Origin of the sequence: Streptomyces albus subsp. albus, from assembly GCF_000719865.1 — a bacterium.
Classification (GTDB): domain Bacteria; phylum Actinomycetota; class Actinomycetes; order Streptomycetales; family Streptomycetaceae; genus Streptomyces; species Streptomyces albus_E.
The window spans coordinates 1-12,971 of the sequence record NZ_JOID01000016.1; the positions used below are offsets into that span (position 1 = coordinate 1).

The window sequence follows — 12,971 nt, forward strand, 5'->3', positions numbered from 1 at the left end:
CCCCTGGTCGACACGGTTGCGCTTGTCGACGTGGCCGCACTCGGCGCACGTCTGCGACGTGTACGCGGGATCAACGAAGACCAGAGGCACACCGGCCCGCCTGGCCTTGTAGACGATGAAGGCTCCGAGCTGGGCGAAGGCCCAGGAGTGGAGTGCGACCCGTTGGGGCTTGCGGAGCCGTACCCTCTGCCGGATGCCCTTGAGTTCTTCCAGGGACAGGCCGCGCCCGGTGCGTTCAGCCTCGGTCACGATCGTCTTGGAGATGATGTGGTTGGTGTTCGCGGCGTGCCGCGCTTCCTTGCGGGCACGGGCCTTGAGCCGGCGTATGGCGCTCTTGGTGCGCTTCTTCTGGAGCTTGGCCCGCAGGGCAAGCTGTCGCTCGCGGTACCGGTTGAGCCCCCGCCCGGCGGCGAGGTAGCCGGTGGAGGCGGTGGCGATGTTCTCGATGCCGAGGTCCACGCCGATGAAGCCGTCCGGCTCGTACCTCTCGGCCTCGGGCACGTCGCAGGTGGCGACGAGGTAGAACACGCCGTCGCGCTCGATCAGGCCGGATTCGCCCTGCCGGTGCGTCTGGAGCATCTTGAGCGCGTCGGCGGAACAGGCGAAGCGGATGTTCTTGACCCGGCCGTCCACGGTCCAGATGGACACGGTCCGCTGGTCGTACTGCCAGCTCAGGCACCGGTCGTCATACGGCTGGGCGGCCTCGGGGCGAAAGGTGATGGGCTTGGACTCGGCCTTGCGGCGACGCCTGGAGCCTTGGCTGCCGAGGTTGCCGGCCCGGATGTTGGCCTGGAGCGTGGTGCAGGAGTCGCGCACCTTCTTGATGACGTGCTGCGCGGCCTGCGCTCCCAGCCCACGGGTTTTGAGTTCGGTGTAGGTGTGCTTGCGCAGTTCGTACTCACGCGGCACGCCGTGCTCGAACGCCACCGCCGACACCCAGTTCGCGGCGTCATTGACCGTGCGCAGGGTGCGCTCAAGCGCGGATGCCTGCGCGGCGTCCGGCATGAGTTTGACCTGTGTCACGATCTTCACGGGCGTGATCGTAGCATTGATCTATGTCACCACGCTGGGAATCAAACTCCGCTATCCGCAGGGGGCGTAGCGTTGTCCACACCCTGCACGCGCACTTGGTCTTCATCCCCAGTACCGGCGCGGACCGTTCACCGACGAGATCCTTCGGCGCTGCGAAGAGGTCATGCGCGACGTGTGCACCGACTTCGGCGCGGAGCTGCGGGAGTTCAACGGCGAACGCGATCACGTCCACCTGCTCGTGCACTACCCGCCCGAGGCCGCCATCTCCCGACTCGTCGGCTCCCTCAAAGGCGTCTCCGCCCGGCGCCTGCGGCTGGGGGCACCTCCCGGCCGAAGGCGGGGGGAGAGGTCCCCGGCCACATCCGCGAGTACCTGTGGGGTGAGCACTTCTGGTCGCCGTCCTACTTCGCCGCCCCGTGCGGCGGCGCCCCGCTCGCCGTCATCAAGGAATACATCGAGAACCAGAAACGTCCAGGCTGAGGTCAACAGCACAGACCCGTGCACCCGCACAGGTCAGAGCGCCCGCGCCCAGCAGGTCTTTCACGGGCTCGGGCTGTACTGCTGGAGCCGGCCCAGCAGCATGAACGGGCGCGCTCTGCCTGGGCACTTGAACCACTCGACCCGCCGGCCCATGGCCCGGACGCTGCCCATGGCGTGCCCGCCGCGTGCGGGCCGCGGTCAACGGGACCGCGCCGGGCGGTAGTCCGGCATGGCGGCCCGGTGTCCCGGACGGCATGATGTCCCGATGACCGATCATCAGAGGACCGGCCCGCCGCCGGTCGACGGCGAGCGGGCCACGCTCAGCGGATATGTGCAGTACCAGCGGGACACGCTCGCCATGAAGTGCGCCGGGCTCTCCGCCGAGCAGTTGAGGGAGCGGGCCGTGCCGCCGTCGCCGATCTCCCTGCTCGGGCTGGTGCGGCACATGGCCGATGTCGAACGCGGCTGGTTCCGCAACGTGGTGAACGGCGAGAGCGTCTCCCGCTACTGGCCGCGCGAGGACGGTACGGACGGCGCCTTCGACGTCGACGCCGCCGACCCGGAGGAGGCGTTCCGCGTCTGGCGGGAGGCGTGCGCGCGGTCCCGCGCCATCGTGGAGGCCGCCGAGTCCCTCGACGTCACGGGCCGCCACCACGGCGAGGTCGTCTCGCTCCGCTACATCCTCGCCCACATGATCGAGGAGTACGCCCGCCACAACGGCCACGCCGATTTCCTGCGCGAGCGGATCGACGGAGCGGTCGGCGAGTAGCACCGGGGCCGGGGCCCTGCCGGCCCGGTGCTCAGTGCCGGTCCGGCCGGCCCCCCAGGAGGTTCCCCGCCTTCGCGCCGGCGCGGCCCCAGCGCGCGTCGTGCTTCCGCGCCCGCTCGGTGGCCCGGCGCCGGCGGCGTGAGCCCTCGGCGTAGAAGCGGCGGGCCCAGGGGGAGCCGGGGCGGGCGAGGCGTACGGCGGCGGCCCAGGCCACCGGCGGCAGGAAGACCCCGATCACCCCGAGCCGCAGCTTCCCCTTGGCGAAGGCCGTCACGACGATCAGAAAGTGCAGGGTCACGGTCAGGGCAAGCCCCGCCCGGTTGTCCTGCTCCGACTCGCTGACGTCGTCCACGCCCACCGGCAGCGCGCCGAGCAGCACCATGCCGACGGCGGCCGCGGTGAGGGTGACCGCCTCGACGGAGGCGCGGCCCTGCTGGGACCAGTAGACGTCGCTGAGGTAGAGCATCAGCGCGAACTCGTCCATGACGAGGCCCATTCCGGCACCGAAGACCAGGGCCATCGCCGCCGCGCCACCGCTCTCGTCCGCCATGGCCGCCATCCCGAAGCCCCCGATGGCGGCCAGCACGATCCCGGGCACCATGTGGTGGATGTGCACCCGGCCGGTGCTGACGTTCCGGAACGGGCCGCGGCCGGCCCGGATACTCCGGGTGATCCCGCGGGTGATGAGGAAGACGGTCACGAACCCGGCCAGGCTGAGCAGCAGGGGCAGCTTGCCCGGTTCCACGATGTTGCGATACCACCAGTCCCCCATGGGGCCGCCCTGTTCCGCTGTGCCGCTTTTCCGGCGGTTCGATCCGGTCGGCGCTCACGATAATCCGCGGCGGGCCCGGGCGGCGTCCGGCGCGCAAGCCCGTCGGCGCGGAAGCCGGTGACCGGTCCGCCCGGGGCGGGCCGGCCGCTGCCGCGCTCCGGCCCGGGGGACTCAGGTCAGCAGCAGGAGGCCGGCCCCGAGCAGCAGCGCCGCGAACGCCGCCGCGGCGAGGAGGAGGACGGTGCGCCGGCCGGCCCCGCGAAGGCGCAGAGCGAAGGCCGGCGGGCCCACCGGGGTGGTCTTGTCGTTCACGGCTGTCTCCTTGATCGGTGATCTCGGTGAAGGGAGGGAAGGCGGGGTGGGCCGGGGCTCAGGACGTGTCCCGCCGCAGAGCTGCCCGCAGTCCGAGCAGGGCGCGGCGGCGCGATCGGGCCCGGGCCAGGGCGAGCCCCGCGGCGGTGACGAGGAGGACGCCGGCCAGGGCGGTGACCAGTGCTCCGGCCGTGCCGGCGCGCACCGCGGCCAGCGCCGTCCCCGCCGCGCCGGTCGCGGCGGCGGCCACGAGCGCGAGCCGGGCCGCCAGCACCCGGTCCCGGGCATAGAGAGGCCGCCGTCTGCTCAGCACCCAGCCGGCGAAGACCGCCCAGGCCAGCCCGATGGCGATCAGCCCGGCGAAGGCGGCCCGGGTGCGCACGGGAAGCGGATGCGGCTCGGTGGCCCACAGCACCGCGATCAGTGCGGCGCCGCACCCTCCGGCCAGTCCCACGGCCACGTGGCGGATCCGGGAACCCAGCGATACCTCCGCGGCGAGCGCGCGCCGCAGTTCCCCGGGCACCCCCCGCCGGGCCGCGGGGTTCGGTTCCCTCATGTCTCGTGTCCCCTTTCGGCGAGGCCGGCCCGCAACATGCGGCGCGCGCGGTGCAGCCTGCTCTTGACCGTGCCGGCCGGTACGCCGAGGACCTCCGCGCAGGCGGCCAGCGGCAGGTCCTGCAGGTGGAACAGGACCAGCACTTCACGCTCCAGGGGCGGCAGCCCGCCCAGGCCCGCCTCCACCTGCATCGTCGTGAGCAGGCCGCCGGGAAAGTCGTCGGCGGCGGCTCCGGCGTCCGCTTCCTCCGTGAAGGTCTCCGGCGCCCGGTACGCCTGCCGCAGATGGTCGGTCACCGCGCGCCGCGCGATGGTGAACAGCCACGGGGCGAACCGCTCCGGCTGCCGCAGCCGCGGCAGTCCGCGCACCACGGCGACCCAGACCTCCTGGGCGAGATCGTCCGCGAGGTGCGGATCGCCGGTCATGCCCCGCACGTAGCGCCACAACGGGGCGTGCCAGGCACGCACCAGTTCGGGAAACGCCTCCCGCTCCCCGAGCTGGCAGCGCACCACCAGCAGCCCGTCACGCCGCTCGTCGCCGCTCACCGCACCTCCCCTTCCGGTTCCGCGTCTCACCGCAACAGTCGGTACGCGGGGCGGAAAGGTTCACGGGATCCCGGGCGAGGGGCCGGGGTCCCGCGCCCCGGTGTCTCTCCCCGCGTGCCCTCGTGATGAACGCGCGGAAGGAACGGGATCCGGGCCGGCCGGGGACGGCGCCCACCGCGGCCCCGCCGGCTCAGCTCAGGGCGGCGATGACCCGGAACGAGGAGTCCTGTTTGAAGAGGTCCGAGCCGTCGGGGCGGTCGAGCCGCAGCTTGAAGTCGTGGTGGCGCAGGAAGCGGCCGGGGAAGTTGTACGACTCGAAGCTGGTGGCGCCGGCGACCATGCCCTCGGTGGCGCAGAAGGTGGCGTCCTGGCGGAAGAGGCCCGTCTCCTGCATGGCGGAGACTCGGATGCGGAAATCCTGCTGGCGCAGATACCGCCCGTTCGCGGTCTTGAACGAGTAGCACTTGTCGTCGGCGAGGCCCGGCGTCACGGTGAAGGTGGCGTCCTTGGCGTCGGCCTCGGCGGCCGGGCCGGAGCTGACCGGGTCGAGGAAGACGGCGCCGTTGCGCTGGCGGAGGTAGCGGCTGGGGTAGTTGACCGACTGGAGCGAGCGGTTCGCCGTCGCCCCCTCCGCGGGCAACCCGCCCTTCCCGGACGGGCCCGGGCCCGGCGCGTTGGGCAGGGACGGGGTGGGCCGCGGGGGGGCTCCGGGCGGTGCCGAGGTGCCGGGCGCCGCGCCTCCGCCGCCCGCCGGGCCGTCGTCGCCGTCCGCGCCCATCATGTCCATCCCGAAGAACCACACCGTGCCCGCCAGCGAGGCGGCCAGCAGGCCGGCCAGCAGGAGGATCGGGTTCAGCGGCCAGTCGCGGAGACGCCATCCGATGCGGCGGGCCCGGCGAGGGGGCCGGGCGCCGGTGCCGGTGCCGCCGCCGTCGTCCGGCAGCGGGAGGCCGTACTCCGAGAGGTTCGGCGGCGGACCGCCCGCCCTGCCGGTGTCCTTCCTGCGGCGCCGGCCGCGGGTCGCGGGAGGCGGGGGCGGCGGGGGCATCAGGGGTCCGGAACCGTAGAAGGACCCGGAGGCGGCTCCCACCAGGTCGTCGGCGCCCGGCGCGGCGCCCGGCCCTCCGGCCGCTGCCGGGAACGCGCCGGTGTAGCCACCGGAGGGCAGCTCAGCTCCGTCCTCCCAGTAGGGAGGGGTCCATACGGTCGGGTCCTGCGCCGGGCCGTCGTCACGCGGCGTGTCGGCTGTCATCCCGGGTCCTCCCAAGACTTTCTCTGACCAGCGCACAGCCCTTGGGGCGGCAGCCTCCGACCGGTGGCGGTACCCCGGGAGGCGCGGGCGAACGCGCGTCACAGTAGCCCAAATGACCTTCGCCGCAACACGTTTCGCCTCCTATAACTGCAGTAAGCAGCGCTGATGGCGCGGAGCGGCAGCCTGGCGGCGCTCAGCCGAGAAAGGGTGCCGCTCAGCCGAGGGGCGCGGTGAGCTGGAAGGAGATGTCGGCCCGGTAGAGCCCCGAGTTCTCCCACCGCTCGAGCCGGAGCTCGAAGTTGCGGTGGCGCAGGAAGTGGCCGGGGTGGTTGACCGCCTCGAAGGAGACCGATCCCTGCCCGGCGGCCCCCTGGCGCATGCAGAAGGTCGCGTCCTCGCGGAACAGCCGGGAGCCGTCGTTTCCCGCCACCACCGCCCGGAAGTCGCGGTGCCGCAGGTAGCGGCCGTCGAGTGTCCGGAAGGAGTGGCAGCGGCCGTCGGCGAGGCCGGGGACGAGGGAGAAGGTGGCGTCCCGGGCGGCGCCGGAGGAACCGACGGGGTCGAGGAAGACCCGGCCGTCGCGGTGACGCAGGTACCGGTCCGGGTAGTTGACCGCGCGCAGCGACCGTTCCGATCCGGTCCGGGAGGTGCCGCCGCCGCTGATGCTGCCGCGCTCCTCCTTCGCACCGCCCCCGCCGTCCGCACCGGCGCGGGAGCCGGAGGACGGGGCGGCGGTACGGGACGCGGAGGCCTCCGGGCGCGACGCGGAGGTGCGCGACGCGCTGGGCGAGGGGGAGGCGGTCTTCTCCGTCCCGGACGGGGAGTTCGAGGGTTCCTCCAGGGAGCCGCCCGGCAGGGACGGGGTGGGCCGGGGGCCGGCGTGCCAGGACGGGGTGACTCCGGAGCCCGCCTCCGCGTCCTCGGGGCCGTCGCCGCCGCCGAACCACAGCGCCAGGGCCAGCACCGAGCCGATGACGAGGCCGGAGACGGCCACCACCGGGACCATCGGCCGGGACCGCGGCCGCGGGTCGTCCGGAGGGACGAACGCCGAGCGGAACACCGGGTCCTCCGCGGCGGGCGGCGGCCCGGAGGGCCGGTCCCGCCGCCACGGCGGGGGCGCGACCAGCGGCCGGTCGGCGGCCGAGGCCGAGCCGGCGCGCGGTGCCGACGGCGCGGCCGGGACCGGGACCGGGCCGACCGGTGCGGCCGGACCGAGGCGCAGGCCGGCCGACGCGCCGGGGTCCGCCTGCCGGTCGGCCGGCGTCGCGGAACCCGCCTGCCGGTCAGCCGTCGTGGCGGGGCCGGTGCGCGGCACGGCCGGGCTGGGGGCTGGGTCCGCCGGCGCGGCCGGGACCGGGCTCGGGTTTGCCGGCGCGGCGGAGCCGGCGTGCCGGTCGGCCGGTGCGGCCGGGCCGGTGTGCGGCGCGGGCGAACCGGCGCGCGGCGTCAACAGGGCGGCCCCGGGGCTTGGTTCGGCCGGCGCGGCGGGGTCTGCGTGCCCGTCGGCAGTCGCGGCCGGGCCGCCCTGCCCGTCGGCGCCCGCGGCGGGGCCGGCCTGCGGCGCAGCCGGGCCGGGGCCCGGGTCTGCCGGTTCTCCGGACTGCCGTCCCGTCGCCGGCGCGCTCCCGCTGCCGGACGGGGCGCCGTCACTCGGCGAGGCACCGTTACCCGACGAGGCGCCGTCACCGGGGCCGTCGCCCCGGCCATCGCCGGTGCCGGAACTCGCGTCGGCCCCCGCATCGGAACCCGGGTCGGCACCCGGGCCCGCCGGCTGCTCCGCGTTCCCCTCGTCCTCTTCGAGGTACGGCGGTATCCGTACGTCCTGGTCCGGTCCCGGAGTGCCCGGTTCGGGTGCGTCCCGCTCCGGCTCCGTGCCGTCATGGCGTGCTTGGCGGCCGTCTGCCAACGGTGGTTCCTCTCTCGAACCTTCCGGCGAGCGCACAGCGCGAGGCAGCCCGGATACGGGCTGGTGGGGGGCGCCTGTGGGAGCGCGCGCCACAGTAGCCGAAAGGGCCCCGGGAGCAACACAGTTCGCGGAGAGGAAGATCCGCCATCGCTTTGCCCGATGGCACCGGCGGGCGCCGCGGCGGGATCAGGGCGCGGGTTCCGGTCCCGGACGGGCCCGGCTCGGGCGCGGAGTGTTACGGAAGGGGTGGCCGCGGACGACACGGAGCCGCCCGGCCCGGCGGCAGGCCCAGCAGGAGCAACGGAGGCGGGGCATGGGCAGGGAAACACTCACAGGGAACGCCAACGGGGCACGGGGCGCCCTGGTCTGCGCGTGGGCGTGGCACCCACGGCCCGGGCGGGACGCGGACCGGCGCGGCGGGAGGCGCGCCCACGGCGGTGCGCGACGGCCGGAGCCCAACGGGACGCCACAGCGCGCCGCAACCACCGCCCCGCGCCCCAACTGCTCAGCCGCCCGCCGCCCTCCGCGCCGGGCCCGTCGAGCCGCGGACGACCAGGTCCGGCTGGAAGACGAACTCCGTGCGCTGCACCGGGTTGCCCTCGATCTCCTCCAGCAGGGCACCGACCGCCGCCGTCGCCATCGACTGCACCGGCTGCCGCACCGTGGTCAGCGGCGGGTCGGTGAAGGCGATCAGCGGGGTGTCGTCGAAGCCGACCACGGAGATGTCGCCGGGCACGTCCAGCCCGCGCTGCCAGGCGGCCCGGATCACGCCGAGCGCCATCAGGTCGCTGCCGCACACCACGCCCGTGCAGCCCTCGTCGATCAGCGCGCCCGCCGCGGCCTGGCCGCCCTCCAGGCCGAACAGCGTGTGCTGGACGCGCCGTTCGGCCTCCTCGCGGGACTGCCCCAGCGCTTCGCGCAGCTCCGCGACAAATCCCTCGGCCTTGCGCCGGGAGGGGACGAAGCGCTGCGGGCCGACGGCCAGACCGATCCGTTCGTGGCCCAGCTCCACCAGGTGCCGTACGGCCATGCGGGCCGCCGAGCGGTCGTCGGGCGAGACGAAGGGCGCGGCGATGTGCTCGTTGTAGCCGTTGATGAGGACGAACGGCACGCCGCGCGCCGTCAGCCGGGTGTAGCGGGCGGGGTCGGTGGTGGTGTCGGCGTGCAGCCCGGACATGAAGATGATGCCGGTGACGCCGCGCTCCTCCAGTTGCTCCACCAGTTCGTCCTCGGTGGCGCCGCCGGGCATCTGGGTGCAGAGCACGGGCGTGTAGCCGTACCCGGCCAGGGACTGCTCGATGACCTGGGCGAAGGCCGGGAAGATCGGGTTGGTCAGCTCGGGGATCACGAGTCCGACGAGCCCGGCGCTGCGCTGCCGCAGCCGCACCGGGCGTTCGTAGCCGAGGACGTCGAGCGCGGCGAGCACCCGCTGCCGGGTGGCACCGGCCACGCCCGCCTTGCCGTTGAGCACCCGGCTGACGGTCGCCTCGCTGACGGCCGCCTGGGCGGCGATGTCCGCGAGCCGCGGGGCGGCGGGTTCGCCGCCGCCCCGCGGCATGGCCATGGTCACGTCGTCCACCAGACGGCGGAGTCGGCGGGCAGGACGGCCTCGCCGTTCTCGGTGACCGCGCCGTCACTGGCCAGCAGCACCCGGCCGGGCGCGGGGAGGCGGACGGGCTCGCCGGTGGTGTTGACGGTGCAGACGAAGGCGCCCTCCGGAGCACTGCCGGCCGCACCGGCAGACCCCGGCGCACCGGCCGTGTCCACCGGGATGCGGCGGAAGGCGAGGACGCCCTCGGGCGCGTCCAGCCACTCCACGGCCTCCCCCGCGCCGAGCGCCGGGTGCTCACGGCGCAGGGCTATCGCGCCGCGGTACAGCTCCAGCGTGGAGGTCGGGTCGCCGGCCTGCGCCTCGACGCTGTACTTGGCCCAGACGTCGGGCTGCGGCAGCCAGCTCGGGCCGCCGGGCTCGGGCCCGAAGCCGTACGGGGCCTCGGTGCCGGACCACGGGATCGGCACCCGGCAGCCGTCGCGCAGGCCGTCCTGGCCGTTCTCCTTGAAGAAGGAGGGGTCCTGGCGGACCTCGTCGGGCAGGTCGGTGACCTCCGGCAGCCCCAGTTCCTCCCCCTGGTAGACGTACGCGGAGCCGGGCAGCGCCAGCATCAGCAGGGCGGCGGCCCGGGCCCGGCGCAGACCGCGCTCCGGGTCCCCGTCCGCGTAGCGGGTGGTGTGCCGCACGACGTCGTGGTTGGAGAGCACCCAGGTGGTGGGCGCGCCCACGGGACGCATGGCGTCGAGCGAGTCGTCGACGGCCTCGCGCAGTTCGGCGGCGTCCCATCCGGCGCCCAGGTAGTGGAAGTTGAACGCCTGGTGGAGCTCGTCGGGGCGCAGGTAGAGGGCGGTGCGGTCGGCGCTGGGGGTCCAGGCCTCGGCGACGCCGATCCGCTCGCCCGCGTACTCGTCGAGGACCTTGCGCCAGGAGCGGTAGATCTCGTGGACGCCGTCCTGGTCGAAGAACGGCAGCTTCTGGCTGCCGAGGAGCTTCAGCTGCTCGCCGTGGCCCATGTCGGGAAGCCCGTCGGCCTTGACGAGGCCGTGGGCCACGTCGATGCGGAAGCCGTCGGTGCCGAGGTCGAGCCAGAAGCGGAGGATGGAGCGGAACTCGTCGTGGACGGCCGGGTGCTCCCAGTTGAAGTCGGGCTGCTCCGGGGCGAAGAGGTGCAGGTACCACTCGCCCGGGGTGCCGTCCGGGTTGGCGGTGCGGGTCCAGGCGGGGCCACCGAAGATGGACTCCCAGTCGTTGGGCGGGAGTTCGCCGTCCGCGCCCTTGCCGGGACGGAAGTGGAACCGCTCGCGCAGCGGTGAGCCGGGGCCCTCGCGCAGCGCCTGCCGGAACCAGACGTGCTGGTCCGAGCAGTGGTTGGGGACGAGGTCCACGATGATCCGCAGGCCCAGGGCGTGGGCCTCGCGGATGACCGCGGCGGCGTCGTCGAGGGTGCCGAACATCGGGTCGATGGCGCGGTAGTCGGCCACGTCGTAGCCGGCGTCGGCCTGCGGGGAGGCGTAGAAGGGGCTGAGCCAGACCGCGTCCACGCCCAGCCCGGCGAGGTACGGCAGACGGGTGCGCACCCCTTCCAGATCGCCCATGCCGTCGCCGTTGCCGTCGGCGAAGCTGCGCGGGTACACCTGGTAGATCACCGCGTCACGCCACCAGCCGGTGCGCTGTTCCGCGGTGGGGGCGGCGGAGCCGGACGGGGACGTGCCGGTGAGGTCGTGGGTCATGTCATCCCTGAATCTCGGGGAGCGCGGCGGCCGCGGCGGGGGTGTGGCCGCGGCGGCCGCCGGGTGGCAGGTGGGGGTGGGTAAGCGGCCGGTCCCGGTCACGACTTGGTGGCGCCCGCGGTCAGCCCGGCGACGAGGTGGCGCTGGGCGAAACCGAAGACGATCATGGCGGGTACGGCGATGATCACGGCGGCGGCCGTCATCGATCCCCAGTCGTTCGTGTACTGGTTGACGAAGGTCTGCAGGCCGCCGGCCAGGGTGAGGTTCTCCTCGCCGGTCATGAAGGCCGACGCGTAGGCGACCTCGGCCCAGGCGGTCACGAAGCTGTAGAAGCCGGTGACGGCGATGCCGGGCTTGGCCAGCGGCAGGATCAGCCGCCAGAAGGTGCCGAAGGGGTTGAGTCCGTCGACGCGTCCCGACTCGTCGATGGCGACGGGGATGGTGTCGAAGAAGCCCTTCATCATCCAGGCGCAGAACGGCACGGCGATCGTCAGATAGGTGATGATCAGGCCGATGGGCTGGTTGAGCAGCCCGAGCTGTGCCATGAGGTTGTAGAGCGGCACGATCAGGATCGCCATCGGGAACATCTGCGTGATCAGCAGGGTCCACATCAGCGGGCGCATACCCGGGAAGCGGAAGCGGCTGACGGCGTAACCGGTGGTGGCCGAGATGAACACGCCCAGGACGGTGGTCACCAGGACGACCAGCACCGAGTTCCCGAACCAGGTCAGGAACTCCGTGTCGTTCAGGACGTGGTCGTAGTTGGCGAAGGTGAAGTTCTCCACCAGCGAGGTGGTGAAGGCGTCGCTCTTGGGCTTGAAGGACGTCACCAGCAGCCACAGCGGCGGGAAGACGGCGACGACGGCGGCCAGCAGCAGGCCGGCGTGCAGCCCGAGGGAGGCCAGCGGTCCGCGCTCGCCGCGCCCGCGGACGCGGCGGGCGCCGCCCGGGCCGGTGCCCCCGCCGCCCTTGCGGACGGCGGCCGGCACGGGGCCGGTGGTGACGGGGTCGGGCGTCGTGGTGCCCGTGGTGGTTCCGGTGCTCTTCATGATCGTCACCACACCTCTCCCTGCTTGCGGAGCGAACGGCGGTAGACCACCGCGAAGGCCGACAGGAGCAGCAGGATGAGCACGCCCCAGGCCGCGGAGGACGCGAAGTCGCGCGGGCTGACGAGGAAGGACAGCCGGTAGGCGTAGGTCACCAGGATCTCGGTGGAGTCGCCCGGGCCGCCCCGGGTGAGCAGGAAGATCACCGGGAACATGTTGAAGGTCCAGATGGTGCTCAGCAGGATCACCGTGCTGCTGACCGAGCGGATGCCGGGCAGCACGACGTTTCGGAACCGCTGCCAGGCGTTCGCCCCGTCCATCTCGGCGGCCTCCAGCAGTTCGGCGGGGATGCCCTGCATGGCGCCCAGCATGGCGACGAGCATGAACGGCACGCCGAGCCAGACGTTCACCGCGATCACGGAGATCTTGGCCCAGGTCGGGTCGCCCAGCCACGGGACGCCGTCGATGCCGCCGCCGGCCAGGAGCTGGTTGAGGATGCCGTTCTTCTCGTTGTAGAGCATCCGCCAGGCGAAGACGGACACGAAGGCGGGGATGCCCCAGGGGAGGATCAGCGCCATCCGGTAGGCGGTCCGGCCGCGCACCTTGCGGTTGAGCATGGACGCCAGCATCAGGCCGAGGAGGAAGGTGATGCCGACGCAGGCCACCGTCCACAGGACGGTCCAGCCGAGCCGGTCCCAGAAGACGCCGTCCGTGAGGATGGCCTGGTAGTTGTCGAGGCCGACGAACTCGTAGCTCGCCTCGATCTCGTTGACGCCGATGGTGCGGGCGACGTTGGCCTCGTCCGCGTCGGTCAGCGACAGATAGATGCCGCGGACCAGCGGATAGCCGATGATCACCGCGATGACGGTCACCACGGGGGCCACCATGGCCCAGGCGTACCAGTGGGTGGCCAGGGCGCGGCGCAGCGGGCCCTGGGTCTTTCCGGTTCCGCGGCCGCGGCCGCGGGCGTCTCCGCCCGCGGCCGGTGCCACCGACCGGCCTGTCTCGACAGCCATGGT

General features: G+C 73.5%; 12 protein-coding genes and 1 pseudogene. 2 read left to right on the forward strand and 11 right to left on the reverse strand.

Going from position 1 to position 12,971, the window contains the following annotated elements; translation table 11 throughout:
* Nucleotides 1-1,005, reverse strand: a 1,005-nt coding sequence (locus IF83_RS0117355) for an RNA-guided endonuclease InsQ/TnpB family protein (RefSeq protein WP_051722911.1), incomplete at its 3' end; no start/stop codon positions are given.
* Nucleotides 1,006-1,055: 50 nt separating this feature from the next.
* On the opposite strand from IF83_RS0117355, the pseudogene tnpA reads away from it, so the two are divergent.
* A pseudogene (gene tnpA / locus IF83_RS32190) lies at nucleotides 1,056-1,512 on the forward strand (IS200/IS605 family transposase).
* 265 nt (nucleotides 1,513-1,777) lie between these two features.
* Complete coding sequence (locus IF83_RS0117360; protein ID WP_030545113.1) at nucleotides 1,778-2,281, forward strand: DinB family protein; 504 nt, start codon at nucleotides 1,778-1,780, stop codon at nucleotides 2,279-2,281.
* A 31-nt stretch (nucleotides 2,282-2,312) separates the two neighbouring features.
* On the opposite strand, the gene IF83_RS0117365 is transcribed toward IF83_RS0117360, so the two are convergent.
* The 10 genes from IF83_RS0117365 to IF83_RS0117410 form a co-directional block, all read right to left on the reverse strand.
* On the reverse strand, nucleotides 2,313-3,053 hold the full coding sequence (locus IF83_RS0117365) for a hypothetical protein (protein ID WP_030545114.1): 741 nt from the start codon (nucleotides 3,051-3,053) through the stop codon (nucleotides 2,313-2,315).
* Nucleotides 3,054-3,224: 171 nt separating this feature from the next.
* The gene (locus IF83_RS33755; RefSeq protein WP_158711056.1) at nucleotides 3,225-3,365 is read right to left on the reverse strand and encodes a hypothetical protein; all 141 of its coding nucleotides are present in this window, start codon (nucleotides 3,363-3,365) and stop codon (nucleotides 3,225-3,227) included.
* 58 nt (nucleotides 3,366-3,423) lie between these two features.
* Nucleotides 3,424-3,921, reverse strand: coding sequence for a hypothetical protein (locus IF83_RS0117375; RefSeq protein WP_030545115.1), 498 nt, complete (start codon nucleotides 3,919-3,921; stop codon nucleotides 3,424-3,426).
* Nucleotides 3,918-4,466, reverse strand: coding sequence for an RNA polymerase sigma factor (locus IF83_RS0117380; RefSeq protein ID WP_030545116.1), 549 nt, complete (start codon nucleotides 4,464-4,466; stop codon nucleotides 3,918-3,920). The genes IF83_RS0117375 and IF83_RS0117380 overlap by 4 nt, the downstream gene beginning before the upstream one ends.
* A gap of 190 nt (nucleotides 4,467-4,656) precedes the next feature.
* On the reverse strand, nucleotides 4,657-5,718 hold the full coding sequence (locus IF83_RS33190) for an AbfB domain-containing protein (RefSeq protein WP_051722867.1): 1,062 nt from the start codon (nucleotides 5,716-5,718) through the stop codon (nucleotides 4,657-4,659).
* 214 nt (nucleotides 5,719-5,932) lie between these two features.
* Complete coding sequence (locus IF83_RS33760; protein WP_158711057.1) at nucleotides 5,933-6,712, reverse strand: AbfB domain-containing protein; 780 nt, start codon at nucleotides 6,710-6,712, stop codon at nucleotides 5,933-5,935.
* A 1,417-nt stretch (nucleotides 6,713-8,129) separates the two neighbouring features.
* Nucleotides 8,130-9,188 carry a LacI family DNA-binding transcriptional regulator gene (locus tag IF83_RS0117395; RefSeq protein WP_051722869.1) on the reverse strand — a complete coding sequence of 353 codons (1,059 nt, stop codon included), beginning with the start codon at nucleotides 9,186-9,188 and terminating at the stop codon, nucleotides 8,130-8,132.
* 2 nt (nucleotides 9,189-9,190) lie between these two features.
* Nucleotides 9,191-10,906, reverse strand: coding sequence for a glycoside hydrolase family 13 protein (locus IF83_RS0117400; RefSeq protein WP_030545120.1), 1,716 nt, complete (start codon nucleotides 10,904-10,906; stop codon nucleotides 9,191-9,193).
* Nucleotides 10,907-11,004: 98 nt separating this feature from the next.
* Nucleotides 11,005-11,955: a sugar ABC transporter permease gene (locus IF83_RS0117405; RefSeq protein ID WP_078843601.1), complete on the reverse strand. Its 951-nt coding sequence runs from the start codon at nucleotides 11,953-11,955 to the stop codon at nucleotides 11,005-11,007.
* Between the two features lie 5 nt (nucleotides 11,956-11,960).
* The gene (locus IF83_RS0117410; protein ID WP_030545122.1) at nucleotides 11,961-12,968 is read right to left on the reverse strand and encodes a carbohydrate ABC transporter permease; all 1,008 of its coding nucleotides are present in this window, start codon (nucleotides 12,966-12,968) and stop codon (nucleotides 11,961-11,963) included.
* Nucleotides 12,969-12,971: the final 3 nt, after the last annotated feature.

Excerpts from the sequence above, each read along its gene's own strand:
- IF83_RS0117360 (WP_030545113.1), top strand. The coding sequence starts at position 1,778 with ATGACCGATCATCAGAGGACCGGCCCGCCGCCGGTCGACGGCGAGCGG.
- IF83_RS0117365 (WP_030545114.1), bottom strand. The coding sequence starts at position 3,053 with ATGGGGGACTGGTGGTATCGCAACATCGTGGAACCGGGCAAGCTGCCC.
- IF83_RS0117375 (WP_030545115.1), bottom strand. The coding sequence starts at position 3,921 with ATGAGGGAACCGAACCCCGCGGCCCGGCGGGGGGTGCCCGGGGAACTG.
- IF83_RS33190 (WP_051722867.1), bottom strand. The coding sequence starts at position 5,718 with ATGACAGCCGACACGCCGCGTGACGACGGCCCGGCGCAGGACCCGACC.
- IF83_RS0117395 (WP_051722869.1), bottom strand. The coding sequence starts at position 9,188 with ATGGCCATGCCGCGGGGCGGCGGCGAACCCGCCGCCCCGCGGCTCGCG.
- IF83_RS0117400 (WP_030545120.1), bottom strand. The coding sequence starts at position 10,906 with ATGACCCACGACCTCACCGGCACGTCCCCGTCCGGCTCCGCCGCCCCC.
- IF83_RS0117405 (WP_078843601.1), bottom strand. The coding sequence starts at position 11,955 with ATGAAGAGCACCGGAACCACCACGGGCACCACGACGCCCGACCCCGTC.
- IF83_RS0117410 (WP_030545122.1), bottom strand. The coding sequence starts at position 12,968 with ATGGCTGTCGAGACAGGCCGGTCGGTGGCACCGGCCGCGGGCGGAGAC.